We start from the raw sequence: 23,118 nt of genomic DNA, 5'->3' as shown, positions 1-23,118 counted from the left end.
TGCTTATACCTATTAGATGTCACTTAGGTGGAAAAAGTTTAAATTTTTTTACAAAGATTCAAAAAAGGATATCCGAGACCGTTTATCTCTGCCAAACTCCGAACCCTTTGTTTACAGCAACTCCCATTTCTCCAATTAAAATTGTTAATTTGGTAGTTTTCATCCGAAGTAAGTCTCGATTTCCTTAGGATTATTATTTTCAGTATTATAAGTTGATGCTTCAATTCCTACTGAGAGATTAGAACATCCAATTAGTAAGAGGCTGACTAAAGCTATAAATAAAATGATTTTCTTCATAAATATCCTCTCTCCTTTTTCAAAAAATAATTGTACGGCGATTATTTAAATTTACTCTTCAACTGTTTCTTCTACCTAGAAGATTAACATACTATTTTCAAGTATTACAGTCATTAAAAGACTTCAACCCGCCTTTAAGATTGTATATATTACTAAAGCCTAATTTTTCCATCATATCTACTTCTTATAAGAGGCAAAAAAATGAGGGACAGGGGGTTCTTGGGTGTCATCATAGGCCACAAAACTCTCTTCACTTAGACCACATCGTATAAAACCGTCTATTTCCTCTTTATCAAGAGGAAGGGGAATGTCATCTTCTTGTTCTCCCTTAAGACGACTTCTACATGAGACAAGAATATATCCCTGGGGTGCCAGGAGTGAGACCATGGCATCTCGTGCTTGTATTCTATACTTACCTGGTAAGACTTGAATTGTGTTACACTCATAAACAAGATCAAAACTTTCAGCCCATTGTGGTGGGTAATCAAAAAGATCTGCTATAAGATAGTTGACCGTGGTGTCTGAATAACGGTTTTTACAAAGACGTATTGCTTCAGGCGAAATATCAAAGGCAGTCACCTCATATCCTGCTTCACTCAAGGCCTCCGCATCATCACCAACCCCACATCCAATAACAATGGCCTTGCGTCCTGTATGCTTAAAAATACATTTTTTTAACCATTTTAAAAGATAAGGATTAGGTTCAAGGTCTGCCCAGAAAACCTCTCTATAATCTCCTTCTGCATCGGTATAGATACTATCAAACCAATCAGTAGGTTTGTCTTCGTCTTGGTAAGATTTGACCATTTTTTTATATGCAATAGGATCAAACTTTTTCATGCCTTTTTACCTCCTATATATGATGTAATAGTATAACATAGTGAAAACAAATGGCTAACCTTAGAGTATTTCAAATAAAGTTACTCCGATGTCGTAGGGTCTATTATTGTATGAACTTCAGAGATTTTCGTCACTGGGAATCCACCTTTTTCAGCATGCTCCTTTATCATTTGTTTATTTGGAGCAATATATACACAATAGATCTTATCATCAGTTACATAGCTATGTAACCACTGGATTTCTGGTCCCATTTGCTTCAAAATATCACAAGAAGTTTTAGCAGATTGTTTTAAGTCTTCTGAAGATAGATTTCCAGCTCCGGGAATATCTCTTTCTATTACATACTTAGGCATAATAACCTCCTTTTTAAATATCAATAGAATATATAACAAAACCAACATTAACCGATAAAATACATACTATGGTGTATACAAAAAATGTTAAAAAATCCTTTGATATTAACAATTAATAATTTGTTTCTATTGATTAGATTATAGAATTTTAACTTTCATTTTTTTTAATTAATTAGCATTCCATCTTTATAATTTTTTTTAGCTTTGATTTGTCCATTTTCGTAATAGTTAATAATTTCCCCATTTAGGTCCCCATCTTTATAATTTGCTTTATGTTCAATTTCTCCAGTTTCATGATAGAAAATCCATTCCCCATTTTGTTTCCCATCTTTAAGATTTCCTTTTTCTTTTATTTTTCCATTTTCGTAATAGGAAATACTTTCCCCATCCCCATCTTTAAAATTCATTTTATGTTTAATTTGTCCATTTTCATAATAGTAAATAAATTCTAAACTTTGTCCCTCATCGTTAGAATTCATTTTGAAATTAATTTGTCCATTTTCATCATAACCAATAAATTCTCCATTTTGTTTCCCATCTTTTAAATTTCCTTTTCCTTTGATTTGTCCATTTTCGTAATAGTAAATAATTTCTCCTGTATATGGAGTTTCTTTATTTACTTCATACATTAGCCCGTTTCTATCCTGTAATTGATCTCCATTAATTGATTGCTCTGGTTTCCCACAACTAATTAAACTAAAACTGATCAGTAATATTAATAATATTTTTTTCATTCTCCTCCTCCATTTTTTAAATCGATAAATTTAATAAGAAATTATACAGTTATAGTATTATTTTAAGTCTGCACTATAATATTTTAAATTTCAAATTTAAAAAAAGGGATATATTGGTTTATGTGAAATAAAGGAAAGTCTTATCGAATAAATAATAATTATATCAAAAAATTGCTCACTAATGGCAGACAGTAATTTTTAAAAAGGAGTCAGGATGGCAGTAAATCATAGTGGCGACAGCGACAGTAAATTATCCCACTCTTTTGCAGACCGTATTCTATTTTTTTCAATTATGAATTGGGAGTTCTTAGGAGTTACCTACCACTAAAAACTATATCTGTTCCTTCCACCTTCCTTGGCTTTGTAAAGGGCTTGATCAACTTTTCGTAAAAAATTCTCTGAATCTTGATTCTTAGAAATCTTACAATTATTTATTCCAAGACTGGCTGTTATCTCCCCAAAGGGTGAATCTTCATGTTTTACATTACAGCCTTTTAATTTTTCCTGAAAATTTTCCACTAAAGATATCGTATCTTTTAAAGGCGTTTGGCACAAGATAACCATAAATTCTTCTCCACCGTATCTACTTATAACATCTCCATTTCTTTTAAAAACTTCTTTTAACAGCTTTCCTACTGCCTTTAAAACACGATCTCCCTCCAGATGTCCATATCTGTCATTATATTTTTTAAAATAATCTAGGTCGATCATTACAAGGGTTAACATGGTTTCCGATCTCTTTGCACTCTCAAACAACAACTCGTACTTTTCATCCAGCAGCCTTCTCGTAGCTAGTCCGGTTAAATAATCTACATATGCCAGTTTTTCCAGCTCTATTTTATTAGATTTTAACTGGGTAAGAGTATTTTGTAACTGTCTGTCTAAGGTTTCAACTTTTAAATAACTACTGTGAATTAGTTTAAACAATAAAACAGATGTCAAGAGAATAAAAAATGATCCTTTATAAGTTTGAAGTAACTTATAATATTCAATATCTTTAACCATCATGTATAAAATTTTATCAGAAAATAATATCCATAAAAATGAAATAAACATATAATACACAACAATTTTTAATGATTCCTTTAATTTAACTTCCATTGAGACTCCTTTAATTTTTTTTATAAACATTAAACTTTTCTTAATGATAGCAAACAAGCAGCTTCTGGTGCAACAATTTTAATATGAGATTGCTGCCAATTTCTCTAACTTTTTCTATTTTTTTGAATTTTACACCTTGCATATTCATTCAGTAATTAAGATTTGTATATTGAAAAACAAACTTTTTATGAATTACACACTAACTTAAAAAAATAAAAAATAAAAAAAGACTGTATCTTATAAGTAAGAGACATTTTTCCACGTTGAGGTCAATAAGTTCAAATGACAGCGGGGCAATTATGATATATCCAGCATAACATAACTACTTCAAAAAAGGAGGTAGAGAGATGAAGAAATTAATTCTGATGATTTTTATGATGAGTCTCATCACAGGATTTGCAGGTAATAAAATCGACTCATCCACAGATGAAAAATTTGAGTCGTCAATAAATAGTATAAAAAACTCGTTGAGCGATGAAAAGAAGAAAGAATTTGAAGCAACTATTCTGTCTTTTACTTCTTCTGTGATCGATAATAATTCTTTTGAAATGGCAGTTAATCCGGATGGGGTGCAACGAAAAATCAAAGACAAGCTACACGGTAAAACAGCAGATGAAGTGATTGCTCAAGGCGATCTCATAATTGCTGAACAAAAAAAGAGGGAGCAGGAACGAAAAAGGATAGAACGAAAACAAACCCTTGCTGAAATAGAGAAAATCAAAACAGAAATCACTGAGTTTGAAAAGAAACAATCAGAGGTAAAAAAGGAATTAAAAAAGTTCATCGTAGTGCGATCTCGTTTCTACTTCCAAGAAGAAATATTTAGCGACGATCCCATAATTGAAGTGACAGTGAAAAATGAGACGAAACATGCAGTATCGAAGGCTTATTTTCACGGAATCATAGCCTCACCTGGACGCTCAATCCCTTGGCTGAAAGATACTTTCAGCTGTAAAATTTCAGGTGGTTTGCAGCCGGGAGAGCGAGTCACTTTCAAACTTTCGCCAAATATGCTTGGTGATTGGGACAATGTGCCAAAGGACAAGGAAGACATGATTCTTACCTTAACCACAACCCGTATAGATGGAGCTGATGAAAAATCAATTTACGACTCAGATTCCGATTCAGAATTTTCGGAATGGGATAACGAAAGATTTGAAGATCTGAAAGAAAAGCTGGCCGAATTGCAGAAAGTTACACAAAATTGAATGTATTAGTCTAACAAGGTACTGTTTCATTTAATTTCACAATAATAGTAGTAAAAATAGGTTTTGAATTTAAAAATGAAAAAAAAGAAATTTAAAAATACAGTAGTTGAAATATGGGAGATTCATGGACTGACAGCCCTTTTCTGCTATCTATAATCTCCATTCTTTTGGGAGCTGTAAACTCCTCATATCTACTTATAATTTCACCCCTCTACACATTTTTTCTGGTGATCTTTGAGAGAGATGAGTATCATAGAGGAATACCTATGTTTTTTCTACCTCTGACTATACATCTGTTGAGCTTGGGTCTTCCCTTGAACCTTATCTTTCAAAGAAGTACTTCCATTTTCCTAGGTGTTGCAGTTGCACTTGTTGCAAATCTTTGGATCTGGCCGTCTAAGAGTGGAGAAGAAGCCCTCCCTGAAAAAAGGACATAAGACAAAGAACCAAGGAAGTTTTGGCAATAAAAAAGACCCCCCAACCGTAATAGTCATACAGTTAAGAGGTCTTTATTTTTATATTTTATTTAAGGAAAGAATTATTTTACAGCGATTACTTCTATTTCCACCTTTACATCTTTTGGCAACCTTGCAACTTCAACACAAGCTCTAGCAGGCTTTGTATCTGTAAAGTATTGTGCATAGATCTCATTGATCTTTCCAAACTCATTCATATCTTTGATGAAAACTCCAGCCTTTACAACGTCAGCTAGAGAACATATCCCCATTAGAACCCCTACAGGCACCAGAGCTTCATTGTAAGCCCCTGCTATTACAGGTGAACTTGCTACTCCGCCTATATTTGCACAACTAGCAATACAGCAGGTGAAGAGATCCGGCTTAAATATCTTAGCTAGAACAACCATAAGGATTGCGTGAACACCAAGGATTACTAATCCTGCAATAATATATACAGGTGCTTCTGTAAGCTCTCCAAAGTTTGCACTTGAAGCTATTAGAGCAATCATAGTATATAGCATGATGTTAGATAGCTGCTTTGACCCGGTAACTCTGCTAAGTGAAGTCATTCCACCAATGATACCAGCGACAGTAGATAATAGTATTAGCCACGCAGTAGCTGTAAGGAACTGAGTTTGTGGTAGTAACGTAGATACCCAAGAAAATAGAGCACCAGAACCAAGAGCAAGAGCTAAAAGACCAAATAGGGCTAAGAAAATTCAAAAAAATTTAATATTTATGATTATGTTTTTTAATATTCGGTCAAAGCTTTTACCGAAGATCTAAGCAACAACAGAGTGGTATCGACTCTTTATAGTACCTTAGGTTTATTTGAGTTTCCTCTTATATCTACCTCTATAAGTCTCTCGATCTCTCCTCCTCTATGACCTGTAAGATAGCTGGTCATATTGGCAGCAGAACATGAATGGTTCGGTATGATTTCTATTCTGTCTCCTATCTTAAGATTTGTTTTACCTGTAATCTTAACCTTGGCAACCTCCTCTGAAAGTCCTGCCATCAAAAGCTCAGGGTGTCCCTTCACCATTCCAAAACCTTCTGTGAGTGAGGCACCGTGAGCCCCCTTATCCAGTCCCAGACACTTGCTTCCACAGTCCAGAATGAAGAGATCCTCCTTGGGATGGGATACGATAGTGGCCATAACAGTAAGGGAGCAATCCTCCATAGTGGCAGCTCCAAGGGCTATTTGGATGGCATCGAAGAAAACATAGTTTCCAGGTCTTGTAGCATTTATAGATTCTTCCTTCACAGCTTCAAAGAATGTCGGAGTAGTACCAGTGGCAACGATCTCAGGTTTAAAACCAGCTTCTTCTAGATTCTTTACTATATCTTTTGTAATTTCTATTTCAGTTTTTACGATACCTGGAACCTCATCACTTCCTGATACTCCATATACCTGACCTGTATGGGTACAGATTCCTGCGAACTTCAGGTTTGAAAATTGTCCTATCTCTTTTACAAGGGAAGGAGCCATCTCAGATGACACTCCAAACCTACCCAGTCCTGAATCAAAGATAATAAGATACTTGATCTCTTCATCTCCCAAAAGGGTACTGATCTCATTGGCGGCCTCTATACCGTCCAGGGCAATATATACCTCAGCTTTCTTCTTGAGTTCTATAATTCTATTTATGTTAGCTTCTCCAAGTACAGGGTAAGCCAGCATTACTTTTTTAACTCCAGCCTTTTCTACTACAGCTTCAGCTTCATCCAAGGTTCCCGTAAGAACTCCTGTAGCTCCAGCCTCCATCTGCATCCTTGTAATCTCTGTACTCTTGTGAGTTTTTAACATGGGCCATAGCTGAGTTTTATTTTCAGCAGATATCTTTTGAAATCTGTCTATATTTTCCTCCAAGATATCCAAATTTACTAGAAAACAAGGTGTTGCAAGTTCTTTAATATTCATAATCTCCTCCTAAGTTATATTTAATTAAATTAAATTTTTAAAATTAAATTCATTGTGGTTAAATTATATTTGAGAAGATGGAAAAATGCAAGAAAAATTTTATTAAATTAAATTTTGTTAAATAAGTTTAATAAAATTAAATTTTAATATTGGGAAAAATTTGATACAATTAAGTATAAAAAATATGTTCAGGAGGAACAAATGAATAATATAAATATAGGATCTAAGATAAGGGAATTTAGGCTTTCCAAGAAATTCAGTCTTAAGGCTCTGGCAGAAGCAGCAGGAGTTTCTTCATCTCTTCTCAGTCAGATCGAGAAAGGGAGTGCCAATCCCTCTATAAATACAATAAAACATATTGCAGATGTACTGGATACCCCCCTCTTTCTCTTCTTCAAAAATGAGGCTCCAATGGACAGCTTCATCGTGAGAAAGGAAGAGAGAAGATCTATGTCCTTCTTCAAGGGAGAAGGGACTTCCTATGAGCTTCTTACTCCGGATCTATCGGGAGATATTGAGTTTATGATACTGAGCCTTCAGCCGGGAACTGAGTCTTCGGACAAGAGAAGGGAGCACAAGGGAGAGGAAGTGGCATATATATTGGAGGGAAGTGTAAAGCTCTATCTGGAGGGAGAAAAGTTCACCCTCCTTCAGGGAGACAGTGCCAAAATAAACCCCGCTATGAAGCACAAGTGGAAAAATGAGGGAGAGGAGGATGCAAAAATTATATTTGCAATAAATCCCCCATGTTTTTAAGGAAATAATAATGAGAGCCGGCTTTAAACTGTAACCTGTAAACTAGACACTGGAAAAAGAGTGTCAAAGTTTACAGGTTTTTTGCTGTGATCTAGATTTTAATTAAAAAACTTCCCCTTACATCTTTAACAATAATTCCTATTAATACCACTGATCCAACGTATCCTACAGTAGGATAAATTATATTAACAAGCTGTGCAAATGGTAATATATTTCCTCCAAAGAATCCTACCGCTCCTAATGTAAGTGTTAATATTGTATATTTCTTTGTTTTTTCCTCTGAAAAGCGTGCTACAACTGTCCACAGTAAAGATGTTGCAGATGTATAAATACCTAAAAAAATGATTGCTGCAAAAATAGTTTTAAAAATAGGCAATACTCCCTTTGCTAATGTTAAAACAGGAATTGCAGATTGATTTACTATAACAATATCACTTAAAAGAGCGAGAGCTACCAAAATTAACGCTTTGATAAATAATGCCGGTCCAAGAATTGATACTGCTGCTGCCTCTTTTTTATTCTTGAGAAGCTTCCCTAATGAAGGAATAAAACTTGCTAGTCCTAAAATATTTATTCCAACATATAAAATACTGGATTTCCACCAATTTGAAGATGCTCTATACATCTCTAAAGAACCTACTACCGTGTGACCTTCTATGATTCCCAATGGATTTTTAAAAATAGTTGCGATTGCAATAAATATTGTCAAAATAATAATTACAGGTCCGAGAATACCAACAATATCAATAAGTTTATTTAGTCCTAAAAGTATTGTGCCAGTAGTCAATACAGCCATTATGCCGCTACCCATATATAGCGGTATCCCATAACTTTGGTTTAATGTAGCTCCGGCTCCTGACAACATAATCGCAAACACCGTGACAATAAAAATCATTGTGTACCAACTTAATCCGGTGCCAATCCATTTCCCTAGATAGTATTTAAAAACATCTTCATTTTTAACAATATCCTTTTCCATGCCAAGCACTATAAATGAATGAGTTGAATATACAAACAATGCCAAAGTAATTATTGCACCAAGAATGCCCATCAAACCGTAAGATGAAAAGAACTGCATCACCTCTTGCCCCGTAGCAAACCCTGAGCCGATAAGTAATGCTATAAATGCACCTGCAACCTTCATTACAGTTACAATATCTATAGATGTTGCTGCTGCTGTTTTACTATCCATAATAATACCTCCATAAAAAATGTTTGCTCCTATGTTCGAAAAAATCAAGAAGGCTCTCAGAACATTTGTTCTAGAAAGCCTAAGTTCTCTATAGTCATTAGAGTTTAACTCCGTAGTGATAGCAGTAATCACACTAAGTATATATAGCTCAAAATTTGATGAAAAGCAATTTAAGAAAGGTAAGATTGGAGGAAATAAAATTTACAATACCTTTTAAAAGAATAAATTAATCGCGGACAAAATTTGATAAAAATAGAAGATAAAATGAGAAAGCTTGAGTTTGATTTGATTAGTCTTTTATATAAAAGTTTCAATTTTAAAAAGTAAAAAAAAGATGACTCCTGCAGGATACAGAAAACTACAGGTATGAGATCATGTTACAACAATAAAAAGAGGAGTACATCGTACTCCTCTTTTTCTATGTATAAAGTTTTTGTAAAAACTTAAGATTTAATGATGGTACCTGAGTAAGTGCCGTTTTTACCCTCTAAGTTATATACATAAATACACTATCGATTTCTTTAGTATTATACCATAAATTTATGGTATATACTTAGTGACCCTCCATTATGTCTCCCACTACGTTTGAAATGAATTTTATATATATGACCACTAGTCTTTTATTTGTCTATGAATATTTCACCCTGTAGCTTGTGCTAGTGGTTCTAATTTCTATCTATTCATACAACTGTAAATTATAAAGAAACCTTTTGTTTTTTTAGGGTTAAAGTCTCATAGTAAATACCACGTCTTCCCCCTACTATAATTTAAAGAAACAAATGATCAATTTTGTAATAAAACAATAAAAAAGAACCCTAAAAATAGAGTTCTTTTAGCAAATAAGGATTTGTTCTTAAATAACTATTATTTATTGATATTGAGAACTAGAGAGCCCTTTATTGATTAAATCTTCCCGAATACTATTTGACTTTTTTAGTTTTACCGAATACTATTTGACCTCTGTTGATCATTCTAGCCCCGTTTTCTATTTTCATACCTATATTGCCTTTGCTATCCATTCCATTAAAGGATGGTGCAGTTCTCCAATCAGTTTGGTTATTTTCACTAGCAGTATCCACTGATCCAGACAAATAAATTTTACCACGATTTTCTATTGTAGTTTCAGAACCTTCAGCATACATTCCTATACCGTCATTTTTATTTAAATTTATGGTGCCGCTCACTTCATTTACAGCAGTAGCTCCATCAGTTACATGCATGGCTACACCATTGTCATGTTTTACATCTATTGTTCCTTCGTTGATAATAAGGGCATCTGAAGACCCCTTCATAACCGTATAACCATCAAATCCGGTATCCAGCTTACCTTTATTTATTGCTTTTGATCCTCTTTCTTCAGCATACATCCTGTAGTTTCCATTGTTTTTTATAGTACCATAGTTGGTAGCTGTACTTTCAGCAGCACCACCAGCAAATGTACCTATACCAGCGTACATTCCGTAATCTCCACTATTTTTTATAATACCATAGTTAGTAGCCGTACTTTTAGCATTACCATCAGCATATGAGTATGCATAAGTGTACATTCCGTAGTCTTCGTCGTTTTTTATAGTACCATAGTTAGTAGCTGTACTTTTAGCATCACCATCATCATGTGTGTATGCACTAGCGTACATTCCTCTTTCACCACTGTTCATCACAGTTCCATAATTAGTAGCTGTACTTTTAGCATTACTATTATCATATGCGGATGAACTAGCAAGCATTCCGTACCTGTCATTATTCTTGACAATTCCATAATTGGTAGCCGTACTTTCAGTATCACCTTCACCATTTCCTGATGCAAGAGCATACATTCCGTAAACTCCATTGTTTTTTATAGTTCCATAGTTGGTAGCTGTACTTTTAGCATCACCATCAGCATGTATGGATGCATAAGCGTACATTCCATACCGACCATTATTCTTGACAGTACCATAGTTAGTAGCCATACTTTCAGCTGCGCCACCACTATATACATACGCTCTAGCGTACATTCCTATATCTCCGTTATTTTTTATAGTTCCATAGTTAGTAGCCGCACTTTCATTATCACCACTATAAGATGTTTGTGCATAAGCGTACATTCCATCTCTTCCGCTGTTCATGATGGTCCCGTAGTTAGTAGCCGTACCATTGTTAAATGCGTGCATTCCACCTGTACCATTATTCATGATAGTCCCGTAGTTATTAGCTGTACCATAACTGTTTGCGCCCATTCCATAATCTCCACCATTTTCGATAGTACTATAGTTATTAACCGTACCATGATCAGATGCGCTCATTCCATAATGGAAATTATTCATAATAGTGCCATAGTTATTAGCTATACCATATAATTGTGCACTCATTCCATGATTTCCATCATTCATGATGTTACCGTAGTTATTAGCCGTACTATGATCAGCTGCGTTAATTCCATCCGCACCATTATTCATGATAGTCCCGTAGTTATTAGCTGTACTATAGAGATATGCTCTCATTCCAACCGTACCATTATTCATGACAGTCCCATAGTTATTAATCGTACTATGATCTAATGCGTACATTCCATAATTAAAATTATTCATGACAGTCCCATAGTTGTTAGCCATACTATGATTTATTACGTACATCCCATACCATCCATTATTCACGACGGTTCCATCCTCTGTATTTATTAATTCTGCTCCTAATCCTGCGTACATTCCTGTATTTCCGTCATAGATGATAGTTCCATTATTTATTGCTGTATTTCCGACTCCACTTATACTCATTCTATAATCAATAGTATCATTATTGATTATGGTTTCAGCATTTACTTCCCCGTATATACCTACACCCAGTATCAAAGCTATTATCATTCCATAGGTGATTGAAATTTTCCCTTTAAAAGCTCGTTTAATATTTTTTTTTAATTCATCAACTTCCATAAAAAAAAACCTCCTTTTTAAAAAAATTTAAAGTGATAAAAAAAATTTATCTACAGCCAATCATTTAAAGAACATCTCCTATTATAGTCTTCACTAAATTGTAACCTTTGTCAAGGACACTAAAAAAAAGTGGAATAATAATAGATGAAATTAAAAGGTAATTTCTATATTCTACAGGAGTCATCTTTTTTAAATCCCATTGATATCTGTGATTAATGTAATAATCCATAAATCTTTTCATTTCTTTTTTTAACGTCTTCTAAGTTTTTGCACTTTTTTTAATTCTAAATGATCTTTCTTGTGATCAAAAAAAGATTCCATTGGCGCATTATTCTAACAATTTCCTCTTCTAGACATTGATTGTTTTATTCCATTTTGCTTTAGTAAATTTTAGTAGAACATTGGGAGTGAATGCGCCTCTAGAAGAGTACAAAAGAATAGCTTATGTAAAGTTCCTAAACTACGTAAGCGTTGTTGTGTAGATGTGGAGGCAGTCTTTGGTTTGATCAAAGGCAATGGTGGTTTCAGGTGATTCCTCTTAAGAGGAATAAAAAAAGGTAAATGCCGAATGGAGATTGATTCTCATCGCACATAACCTAAAGAGGTTAACTCAAGTAGAAAATCTATTTATGAGTCGCCTTCTTTTGTATTCTGTTTTTTTAAAACAGAATTTATTTACATAAAATATAAAGAATATAATTTAAAGAAACAAATGATCAATTTTGTAATAAAACAATAAAAAAGAACCCTAAAAATAGAGTTCTTTTAGCAAATAAGGATTTGTTCTTAAATAACCATTATTTATTGATATTGAGAACTAAAAAGACCTTTACTGATTATTCCTTCCCAAATACTATTTGACCTCTATTGATCATTCTAGCTCCGTTTTCTATTTTCATACCTATATTACCTTTGCTATCCATTCCATTAGTTATTGTATATGCTGGAAGTGCTGGATTTGTTCCTGCTGTATCCCCGGGAGTTTGATAGCTATTATCTTCTACTTTTTTATACAAATGAATTTCACCATAATTTTCTATTGTAGACCCTTCTCCTGTAGCATACATTCCGATACCGTTCTTTCCATTTAAATTAATGGTACCATTATTTACGGCATCAGCACCACCGTCTACATACATGGCTATACCGTAGTCATGGTCCACATCTATGGTCCCATTGTTGGTGATAGAAGCTCTATTAGTTCCTATCATAACCACATAACCATCACCATCAGGTTCGTAATGCCAGGATGTACCATCAAATCCTGTATCCAGCTCACCCTCATTTATCGCTTCAACTCTTACCTCTCCATATCCAATCCCCATAGCATACATTCTAAAGTTTCCACCATTCTCGATAGTACCATAGTTAATAGCCGTACTTGTGGTGCTAAAATTACCAAATGATCTTACGTTTGCGTATGCTCTCATTCCATAATCTCCACCATTCTCGATTATTCCATAGTTAGTAGCCGTACTTATAGCAGTACCATCAACGACATATCTATATGCCAGAACCTCAGCGGACATTCCATAATTTCCACTATTCTTTATAGTGCCATAGTTAGTAATCGTACTTATAGCGGTAGTATCACCTTGACCATATCCCATTGCTTCTGTATAAGCTTCCATTCCATATTCACCAGAAGGCCACACATCAGAAGGAGCTCCTTCATTCTGGATAATACCATAGTTAGTAGCCGTACTTATAGCGGTAGTATCACCTTGACCATATCCTATTGCTTCTGCATCAGCTTTCATTCCCCACCATCCAGTGTAAGTATAATCATCATATCCATGATTATTTATGGTACCATAGTTAGTAACCGTACTTATAGCGGTAGTATCACCTTGACCATGTCCTATTGCTTTTGCATCAGCGTCCATTCCGCAATCCCCATATTCCTTTCCAAAATTCATGATAGTTCCACGGTTAGTAGCCGTACTTATAGCGGTAGTATCACCTTGACCATATCCTATTGCTTTTGCATCAGCTTCCATTCCATCATCCCCAGACTGTCCAAAATTCATGATAGTTCCACGGTTAATAGCCGTACTTGTAGCGGTAATATCACTATCATCACCAAATACTAATGCCTCAGCGTACATTCCATATCTTCCCTCATTCTCGATAGTACCCTTGTTTATTATTTCTGCTCCTGTCTCTGCGTACATTCCGTAATCTCCAACAAAGGTGACAGTCCCGGTGTTTATCGCTGTATCTCCGGGGTTTGCTACTATTGTAGAACCAGCTCCGTCATAGAATATGGTGGCAGCAATTACTTCCGTATACATGCCTGCACCCAGTATCAAAGCTATTATCATTCCATAGGTGATTGAAATTTTTCCTTTAAAAACTCGTTTAATATTTTTTTTTAATTCATCAACTTTCATAACTCTCCCCCTCCCCTTCCTTAAAAATTTATAGTGACAAAAAATTCTTATTATAGCCAATTATTTTAAATAACATCTCCTATTATAGTATTGATCATCTTTTTTTCTTTTTCATTTCTTAGCCAATAAATTATTCATAAAAATGTTGGTGTTTACTGTTTAAGTTATATTTATTAGATGAATATACTAAGTAGAAAATTCTTAAATAAAAATTTTTTTTATTTGAATTATTCAAGATCTTAAAGCAGACTTAAGTAACACTTGAATAAGTTTCTTGTCGTATGCCCTGTGTTAGTGCCTTACCTCCAAAATGTTTTGTATTAGTCATCTATTTTATTCCATCTCTATATTAAAGAGATGAAAAACATTGAGATTAATAGGTATAAAAATAGAAAGCGGAGCCACAATGCTCAATAAAGGTAAAATAGTATTTGGAAAAAATGATTAACAAAGGGCTCCAGTTCTAAGAAGGGGGGATCGATGATAAATAATAGACGAACATTAAGTTTTCTTAGTATCTTCATAATATTTGTAAAATTTATATCAGCTGATATTTTAGATTTCGATGCCTTTAACGGCAGCGGGAAATTTATAAACGCCAAGGGCGGAATCATTACCTCTCCTGATGGTAAGCCCTATGATGATGTAATCGGAAAATTATATGTATGGGGAGATTTTGGAGAGGACAATTATTCTGATAGTATACAAACTCATGAAATATTTACCGCTTTAATGTTTAATGGTACTGTTATATCTGAATCGCCTATATATAATGCTGAAATAGGCACCGTTCCATCTACGAATGAATTTCATTTTATCTTAGCTAGGAATAAATTTAACGGGGGAGTTATTGAGAATAACGAACTCGGTGAATTATTGGAAACGGGATATTTTAATGAGAATAATCCATTAAAAAATAAATTCTATAACGATATCAAGATTTTTGATTCCAAAGAAAAGTTAAATTTAGCAATAGATGAAACTTTTGGAATAAATTTCTATCCCCTAATAGCCAAACAAACGCTGGAAACAATAACCGATGTTAACACTTCGGTAATGAATTCTATATCAACTACAGATGAATACTCCCTTATTGGAAACATAAGAATGATGGGTAACTATAAATTTGATAACGTTAAATTTAAGAATGTCGATAATCTTAATGGGTATGAAACAGAAAGTCTCATTGTTTCGGTTGGAGCAGAAACCAAGATTCATTCTAATTTAAAAATAGGAACCATGCATAGTTTTATAGATTCGACTACAGATATGGATAATTATAAAGGGTCCAGAGACGATTTTTATTATCAAGGGGGACTGTATGCCGTTTACGATGCTGATTCGGTAATTTACTCCTCGCTGTTATCTGTTGGCGGATCGGATACCGATATTTATAGATATAATAGCAGCCCCTTGGGAGATTTTATAAATAAATCTAATATGACTAATCTTGTTTTAGGATTAAATAATTCTATTTATAAAAAATTTAAATTTGGTAAATCTTATATATCTCCTAAAATGGAACTTAACCTTATAGGGTTGCATCAGGAAGAAATAGAGGAAGATGGAGACTATGGTCTGGAGATAGATAAAATAAATTCTTTGTCCATAGAGCCTGGAATTGGTTTTAATATTGAAAAAACCTTCGACATAACTTATACTACTCGATTAAATATAGGAGCTGAAGTTATGAGCTATATAGAAATAGCAGATCCCTATAAAAATTTAGATGCCAGGTTAAAAACAATCAGCCCTGAAAAATACACCATAGAAAAATATGATAATAGTATCTATCACATTGATTTTTCACTCAAACAAGGTTTAAAAAGTTTAAATGGATTAGGTTTTTACCTGACTGAAGACTATACATTATCTGAAAATCAAGAACAATTTAAATTCGGGTTGAATATATCTTATATCTTTTGATATAAAACAGCTTCCCTTACTTTCAAACCTGGAAAAATAGAATACAGTCTGCAAAAGAGTGACATTAAAAGCCACTCTTTTTATTTAGGGAGATATAAGACAAATAAGAGTTTGTTTTTATAAAAAAATCAAATAATCGCGGACAAAATCCAAAGAAAATCGAAGACAAGACAAAAATAGTACCAAATAAAAGGACACTTAATTACAAGTGTCCTTTTAGCTTTGATTTTATTGACGTTATTTATGAAAATTCCAAATCGCATATTATGGAACTTTCAATTTTAGGTATTTATATTTTAATTATGGAAGGATTTTCCTTACATAATTATATATATAATTATGTAAGGAAAATTATTTAATTATTTTTTTAGGAGGTTAAAGAAATGAAAACATTATCTTTGAAAGGGAAAAGCAGTGACTCATTAATAAATGAAATTAAAAAGAAATTTATTATTCAACATTTTGATGAAAATAATTTGCAGGAAACGACAGCATTAATTTTTGATTTAAAAGAACCAGAGACAATCATAAATAAAGAACATATTTCTTATGCCATTAAATTTCAAGTACCAATACTCCTGATAAATTCTGATTCCAATGTAGAGAAGATGGCTGATGCTTTTGGCATCGGACTTTCGTCTAGAGCAGTGATGGTTTTATGCTATGATAACCATTATACTATAAAACCTATGGATAATGAGATAGAAGAAATAAGCGACGCTGTGATTTTAGAAAAAATTGAAAATGGATTAATGCAAGAAAACTTATTATGCTTATATAAAAAAATGAAAGAAGAAAAAAAGAAAGGTCTTCCAGCTCACCAAGAACGTAAGTGTACCATATCTTATGGCCCTCAAAAAGTTACACTACATGATAATCAAATAGCAACAAATGATATAGATTTTAATATTGAATTATACGCATCATTTGAACCTAATTATGTTCCTAATAAAGTTAAATATTTGAGAATATCTACTGGTGGTACAGGATTTAATCCTAATAAAGAAAAAAAGGGAGACATTACCCAGGAATTAATCACTTTACAAATGAGTCCTATAATAAGTCCGGTTTTTGGTGTAGATGTAAGAATGATTGAAAATTCTCCAGAAAATAACAATAGTATGACTACGTATACTGAGGAGACATCTTTTACTGTGGGAGTAGATATAGCAAAAGATCCAGGCTTTAATCTCAGTTGGACTGAGACTGAGAGTAAAGAGTGGACAATAAATGATTATGAGATTATAAATAAATGTTCAGGAGAGGTAGCAAAGTGGGATTTCAAAATAAATAAAAATAACTCTTCTTCAGCAGAGTCAAACTTACAACCTCATTGTGTAGCAGTTTGGAAGGTGTCTGATGTTCCAGAGTTTGGCCACTCTGTAGGATTTCAATGTTATGCAAGAGTTAATTATCGAAATTTTGGCACAGAAACCATTGGAGCAACTATAAAAAAACCAATATATATATGTTTTAAGCATGTATCAGTTTAAAAAGTTAAAAAAATCCTAAATGAATATTTATTTAACAAAAAGGGCGACCCAAAAGGGTTGCCCTCTTCGATTTTTTGAAGTATATAAATGATTATGAAGAAGAAAATTGTTTTTAGAGACTATAACCAAAAGCAGATGGTATTGCCATCTAGTATAATGACTTTAATTCCTGAAAATCATGTTGTTAGGGTGGTCAATGATATTATTGATTCTATAGATGTAAGTGCGCTTGTTGAAAAATATCATGGAGGAGGAAGAAGCGCGTATAATCCTAAAATGTTATTGAAGGTATTAGTTTATGCATATACCCAAAAAGTATATTCAGGTAGAAATATCGCTAAACAGCTTAAAGAAAACATCTATTACATGTGGATTGCAGGGCATGAAAAGCCTGATTTTAGAACGATTAATAGATTTAGAAGTGAGAAACTCGGAAATGAAATCGATAATATATTTTCAAATATTCTTATGTTTCTTATGGAAAAAGAATATATTAAATATGAAAACTATTTTTTAGATGGAACAAAAATAGAAGCTAATGCGCGCAAGTTTTCATTTGTTTGGTCTAAATCAACTAATAGGTATTCTGAATCTTTGCAAGAAAAAATAAAGGTTTTGTTAAAAGATATAAAAGAGGTTACGGATAGTGAAAACAAAGAATATGGGATAAAAGATCTTGAAGAATATGAAGGCAGAGAAATAACATCAGAAGATTTAAGTGAAATAAGCGAAAACATCAATAAACATCTCAGTGATGATAAAAATTTGGATAAAGAATTAAAGAAAAAAAAGAAAATTTTAGATGATGACTATTTACCTAGAGCTAAGAAATATGAAGAATATAAAAAAATTGCAGGAAAGAGAAATAGCTTTTCTAAGACTGATCATGATGCTACGTTTATGAGGATGAAAGAGGATCACATGAAAAATGGGCATTTAAAACCAGGATATAATATTCAAATAGGTACAGAAAATCAATTTATTCTAGGGTATACAATTCATCAAAAGCCTTCTGATTCAACAACTTTAATTCCACATTTAAATCATTTAGAATCTCAGATTGGAAAATTACCAGAAAATATTATTGCAGATGCAGGTTATGGAAGTCATGAAAATTATAGCTATTTAAAAGAAAAAGAATTGGGAGCTTATGTTAAATACAATACTTGGTTTAAAGATATTAAAGGAAAAAACACAAAAATATGGAACAAAAACTCATTCATATATGATAGTAAAACAGATGAATATATATGTCCAAATGGAGAACGGTTAACATATCAACACACAAGAAAACAAAAAACAGATAATGGGTATTTACAGGAAATCAAATATTACCAATATGATAATTGTTATGATTGTATGATGAAAGATAAATGTACTAGAGGTCAATTTAGCAGGATGTTGGGAGTGAATGCGCCTCTGGAAGAATACAAAAGAATAGCCCGTGTTAACCTTTGCTCAGAAAAAGGCACTAAATTACGTAAGCGTCGTTGCGCAGACGTAGAAGCAGTCTTTGGATTGATCAAAGGCAATGGTGCGTTCAGAAGATTCCTCTTGAGAGGGATGAAAAAGGTAAATATTGAATGGGGATTAATCTCCATCGCACACAACCTGAAGAGGTTGTCAGAAATGATTTCTTCTTTGGCGAAATTAAATAAAATGTTATTATATTTATTGAAATTATATACAAATAAAAAGAGGGGGACTCAAGTAGAAAATCTACTTATGAGTCGCCCTCTTTAAGTACTATGGTGGGTTAGTTTGTCAAACAGCTCACCTATTCTTCTAAGCAATTTTTTGAAAGTTCCAAAATTAATGAATCAACAAGTAATTTATTGTTCATTTATTTAATCCTTTTTTTATTTTTGTTTGTAGTCCTGTCCTTTTTATTGGGGTTCAGACTGTCCGAGGTAGTTAAAACACTTCAAATCTGTTCAATCTCAACAACTCCAGTAAATGACATGCAATTTAATTTCTTATTATATTCATTTTTTACTCCTTTTTTTAAATCGTATTATATTTATCGCTCATTAAATTTAGTACACTAAATATTACATTATTTCATACATTATTTTAACAGCTTTTGACACGCTTTAGAGTTAGGTTAAAAACGACATAGTTAATGTGAAATAAAGGAAAGTCTTATAATTATCGAATAAATAGTAATTATATCAAAAATTAATCTTTAAAAAAAGGAGAGCTCTTCATGAAGAGAAGTAATGAGTATTTTAGAGGATGCCTTATTGGTGGAGCTGTTAGTGATGCCTTAGGTGCCCCGATAGAATTTATGTCTTTGGAAAAAATAAAAAAGAAATTTGGAAAAAATGGGATAAAAGATTTAGTTTATGATAAAAAGCATAAAGCAAAGATTACCGATGATACCCAAATGACTATGTTTACTGCAGAGGGATTATTGCGGGGAAATGTTCGTCAAAACTATAAGGGTATTTGTGATCCTACATCAGTAGTTTTTCACGCTTATCTACGATGGTTCTACACACAGGGAGAGAAAACTCAAAATAAAAATTTTAAAGAAACTGAATATGATGGATGGCTGATTAAAGTAGAGGACCTACATGCCAGGAGATCTCCAGGATATACCTGTATATCATCGCTTGTTAAAGGTGTAATGGGAGATGTTGAAAAGCCAATAAATAATAGTAAGGGTTGCGGAGGGGTTATGAGAGTTGCACCTGTTGGACTTTGTGTCCGCGAGGATATGGTGTTTGAGTTAGCGTGTGAAATAGCAGCCATTACACATGGGCATCCTTCTGGATATCTTGCAGCCGGTGTTTTTGCTATGGTTATATCTAATATTATTTCAGGTATGTCTATAATCTATTCAATCAATAATTCTTTAGAGATATTAAAAACAAAAAAATATCATGAAAAATGTTTAAGTAAAATACAATTAGCTATAAAGTTAGCTTTGGAATCGAAATCCACTGAAGAAGATATAAAAAGAATTGGGGAAGGGTGGGTAGCTGAAGAAGCTATAGCTATTTCCATTTATTGCTCGCTGTTAGCAGACAGTAATTTTGAAAAAGGAGTCAGTATGGCAGCAAATCATAGTGGTGACAGTGATAGTACCGGATCTATAACAGGAAATATTTTAGGAGCATATTTAGGTATAAGTTCAATTCCAAAAAAATGGACTGACAATGTAGAATTATTTTATGAAATAGTTGAGTTGGCAGATGATTTATTGATCTGCTTTAAAGATAAAAACGAGTGGTGGAAGAAGTATCCGGGGTGGTAAATAAGCCATAAGTATTAAAGAAATTGTAATTTAGAGAATTTTTAATGATGTCCTTTCACTTGTTGAGATAAAAAAGGATTTTAAGTTTTTTTTTGATATATTTATAGAAATTCATTTTGTCATTTAATATTTGTTTTATTATATAGCTTATCGCTTAATTATTAAGTATATTTGAAAATTAAATAAAATATACTTTGCATGGTTTTGGTCAACTGATTTAGGGAATCATTTTTATCATTAATATTAGCTATGATTAGAGGTGAAAAAAGAATCAAATATAAAAAAATTTCATGTTTTATTTGTTTTGTCTACTGTATAGTCGTCGAGTATATTTTGACTGAATTTCATTATTTTTTGTCCCCTTTGTTATTTTTATCATAATTATAATTTAAATTTAGGAGGTGCTTGTATGTCATATATACCAGTTAAGTATATTTTGTTTTCTCATTATTGTCCTGGAAAAGATAAAGAATTCGAAATTTTTAAAAAATATGTTGGAATGTTAAAGGAAGTTTTAAGTCACTCGGAGCAAGAAGGAATATTGGTATTATTTTATGATCCAGGCTGGATAGATTTATTGAATACTGTGGGAGCTGATTTTGATCCGAATGAATTTTGCAAACACTATAACAAAGCATTGGAATTACAGAAAAAAATTAATGCACTTCTAAATGAAATATCTTTAGATGGAAATAGTGGAGATAAAACTTTAGTGCAAAGGATACGTTTTATTACCGCAAATGATTTATATCCTATAGTTAATAATTTGAGAGGAGAGCGTTCTAGATTAGAAGCAATAAAGCTAAGACATTTTTTAGGTGGTGAAGAAAAAGGGATGAAATATGATACATCAAAAATTGTAGAAGCAATAATAAGATTACGTCATATAGGGTCTAACATCCCCGTGTTTCGTATAGATTGGGATGTTCTTTTCAATAATAGTAATTTACCAGATGGGGCGCCATTACAAAATTCAATAACTTCATCTAGAGTAAATTATGAGCATTGCAATTCAGATCCACGTATCTATTCTTTTCTTTTTTCTTCATCATACACGCGACCACTCAAGCGATCATTAAATATACAACTAGCTAACTGGACGCCAGACGATTGGATTGGAGCATTTCCAACTCGTGTATTCCCTGCGCTATTGGCAAAACCTGAGCTTATTAATTGCATTGGAGGAATTAAGGAAGCAGGTCTCGAAAAAGTATTCGAAAATGCATTTGATCCCATATTAATAGAAAAGTTTTATGGAATAAATGACAACGAAAACAGATTAAGAATCGAGAATATACTTGAGGAAACAGATATTGAAAACATTAGAAAAATAACAAATATTAAAAATGAGGGAATTAAAGTTATCGGCAGTAATCCAATATCTTCTGTTATTTCAGGGGCGCTCTTTTGTCTAAGTGAGGGCGCAATTCTAGATTTACCGCCATTTAGTAATTTTCATTTGAATGTCATGTGGATCGATGATCATTTAAAATATATCTTGCACAGAGAGTTAAAACATTTATCAGCTGAGCCTTTAAAAATACCGGGTACGGAAAGATATTGGACTCCAATAATTCCAGATAGTATGTTAAAAAAAGAGAGGGGACCTGTAACGAATGTAGGTTTTTATGTACTTGGAAGTTATATCCCTACGGTACTATGGGGGACCATAATGGATGCATGGATCCAACCGGATTCTACATATAACTACGCTCATATAGAAGGAGAAATCCCTCTAAGTGATAAAAGTGGTTCGCTTACTATTGCTTTAAGCGAGTCTTTAAAGCGTGGCAAATTATATGAGGATGAGATGATATTAAAAGGGAAATTACAAAAAGTAGCTTTAGAGAGAATTGAAAAAGTTAGAAAATTGTGGAATAATTTAAATATTGATGAGGATAAAAAAAGTTTTGCAGCATTATGGGTGGGGGATCCACGCGACATTCAGAAAAAATTTAACACCTCTACTTGTAAAGAGTTTAAAATTGAAAAAAATAATGAATGGATAGGATGGGGGTTGTTTAATCCAAATAAAAAAAATTATGATAAGATTGAATCGATAGAAGATTTAAATCCAAAGGTGCAAGAAGGGTTAGAACGTTTGATAAATGATGCAATTAAATATATACATTGGGCATTAGAATGGCCTCGTTTTGCTCAATCTATCCGCTCTGTAGAACCAGGAGAGTTAAGAATGGATATAAAATGGAAGCCACCTAAAGAAACGACAACATGATCCAAGGAAACTCACAAGAATTCTTATATGAGATAA

Annotated in this window: 17 protein-coding genes; 8 read left to right on the top strand and 9 right to left on the bottom strand. The window is 33.0% G+C overall.

The genetic code is table 11. From position 1 onward, the window contains the following. Positions 1–474 precede the first annotated feature (474 nt). The 4 genes from DYH56_RS04395 to DYH56_RS04380 all read right to left on the bottom strand — a co-directional run bounded on the left by DYH56_RS04395 (position 475) and on the right by DYH56_RS04380 (position 3,325). A complete protein-coding gene (locus DYH56_RS04395; protein ID WP_114641645.1) occupies positions 475–1,137 on the bottom strand; it encodes a class I SAM-dependent methyltransferase in 663 nt (220 codons plus the stop codon). An 80-nt stretch (positions 1,138–1,217) separates the two neighbouring features. Beyond that, on the bottom strand, positions 1,218–1,490 hold the full coding sequence (locus DYH56_RS04390; RefSeq protein WP_114641644.1) for a DUF4242 domain-containing protein: 273 nt from the start codon (positions 1,488–1,490) through the stop codon (positions 1,218–1,220). 164 nt (positions 1,491–1,654) lie between these two features. Next, positions 1,655–2,224, bottom strand: a complete 570-nt coding sequence (locus DYH56_RS04385) for a toxin-antitoxin system YwqK family antitoxin (protein ID WP_114641643.1) — start codon at positions 2,222–2,224, stop codon at positions 1,655–1,657. 324 nt (positions 2,225–2,548) lie between these two features. Beyond that, entirely contained in the window at positions 2,549–3,325 is a 777-nt protein-coding gene (locus tag DYH56_RS04380) for a GGDEF domain-containing protein (protein WP_158539050.1), read from the bottom strand. A gap of 347 nt (positions 3,326–3,672) precedes the next feature. Here DYH56_RS04380 and DYH56_RS04375 point away from each other — a divergent pair, with 347 nt between their 5' ends. Then, positions 3,673–4,533: a DUF6694 family lipoprotein gene (locus DYH56_RS04375; RefSeq protein ID WP_114641641.1), complete on the top strand. Its 861-nt coding sequence runs from the start codon at positions 3,673–3,675 to the stop codon at positions 4,531–4,533. Between the two features lie 113 nt (positions 4,534–4,646). Next, complete coding sequence (locus tag DYH56_RS04370; RefSeq protein WP_114641640.1) at positions 4,647–4,970, top strand: hypothetical protein; 324 nt, start codon at positions 4,647–4,649, stop codon at positions 4,968–4,970. A gap of 101 nt (positions 4,971–5,071) precedes the next feature. Here the strand turns inward: DYH56_RS04370 and DYH56_RS16240 are convergent, their stop codons facing one another. Both DYH56_RS16240 and DYH56_RS04360 read right to left on the bottom strand, forming a co-directional pair. Then, on the bottom strand, positions 5,072–5,710 hold the full coding sequence (locus tag DYH56_RS16240) for a DUF819 family protein (RefSeq protein ID WP_114641639.1): 639 nt from the start codon (positions 5,708–5,710) through the stop codon (positions 5,072–5,074). Positions 5,711–5,802: 92 nt separating this feature from the next. Further along, entirely contained in the window at positions 5,803–6,915 is a 1,113-nt protein-coding gene (locus DYH56_RS04360) for an alanine racemase (RefSeq protein WP_114641638.1), read from the bottom strand. Between the two features lie 201 nt (positions 6,916–7,116). Between DYH56_RS04360 and DYH56_RS04355 the strand changes: the two genes are divergently transcribed. Further along, positions 7,117–7,671, top strand: coding sequence for a cupin domain-containing protein (locus tag DYH56_RS04355; protein ID WP_114641637.1), 555 nt, complete (start codon positions 7,117–7,119; stop codon positions 7,669–7,671). Positions 7,672–7,762: 91 nt separating this feature from the next. Here the strand turns inward: DYH56_RS04355 and DYH56_RS04350 are convergent, their stop codons facing one another. The 3 genes from DYH56_RS04350 to DYH56_RS04340 all read right to left on the bottom strand — a co-directional run bounded on the left by DYH56_RS04350 (position 7,763) and on the right by DYH56_RS04340 (position 14,168). Then, a complete protein-coding gene (locus DYH56_RS04350; protein ID WP_114641636.1) occupies positions 7,763–8,863 on the bottom strand; it encodes a YkvI family membrane protein in 1,101 nt (366 codons plus the stop codon). Positions 8,864–9,783: 920 nt separating this feature from the next. Next, entirely contained in the window at positions 9,784–11,775 is a 1,992-nt protein-coding gene (locus tag DYH56_RS04345; protein ID WP_114641635.1) for a hypothetical protein, read from the bottom strand. Between the two features lie 836 nt (positions 11,776–12,611). Then, positions 12,612–14,168, bottom strand: a complete 1,557-nt coding sequence (locus DYH56_RS04340; RefSeq protein ID WP_114641634.1) for a pectate lyase-fold domain-containing protein — start codon at positions 14,166–14,168, stop codon at positions 12,612–12,614. Between the two features lie 480 nt (positions 14,169–14,648). Between DYH56_RS04340 and DYH56_RS04335 the strand changes: the two genes are divergently transcribed. From DYH56_RS04335 to DYH56_RS04315, 5 genes are all read left to right on the top strand, one after another. Further along, a complete protein-coding gene (locus tag DYH56_RS04335; RefSeq protein WP_114641633.1) occupies positions 14,649–16,094 on the top strand; it encodes an autotransporter outer membrane beta-barrel domain-containing protein in 1,446 nt (481 codons plus the stop codon). 383 nt (positions 16,095–16,477) lie between these two features. Next, on the top strand, positions 16,478–17,587 hold the full coding sequence (locus DYH56_RS04330) for a hypothetical protein (protein WP_114641632.1): 1,110 nt from the start codon (positions 16,478–16,480) through the stop codon (positions 17,585–17,587). Between the two features lie 93 nt (positions 17,588–17,680). After that, on the top strand, positions 17,681–19,330 hold the full coding sequence (locus DYH56_RS04325) for an IS1182 family transposase (protein ID WP_233499996.1): 1,650 nt from the start codon (positions 17,681–17,683) through the stop codon (positions 19,328–19,330). Between the two features lie 463 nt (positions 19,331–19,793). Next, the gene (locus DYH56_RS04320) at positions 19,794–20,846 is read left to right on the top strand and encodes an ADP-ribosylglycohydrolase family protein (RefSeq protein WP_114641631.1); all 1,053 of its coding nucleotides are present in this window, start codon (positions 19,794–19,796) and stop codon (positions 20,844–20,846) included. A gap of 409 nt (positions 20,847–21,255) precedes the next feature. Beyond that, complete coding sequence (locus DYH56_RS04315; protein WP_114641630.1) at positions 21,256–23,082, top strand: hypothetical protein; 1,827 nt, start codon at positions 21,256–21,258, stop codon at positions 23,080–23,082. Positions 23,083–23,118: the final 36 nt, after the last annotated feature.

Source organism: Psychrilyobacter piezotolerans, assembly GCF_003391055.1.
Classification (GTDB): domain Bacteria; phylum Fusobacteriota; class Fusobacteriia; order Fusobacteriales; family Fusobacteriaceae; genus Psychrilyobacter; species Psychrilyobacter piezotolerans.
This window is presented reverse-complemented; position numbering and strand designations above follow the sequence as displayed.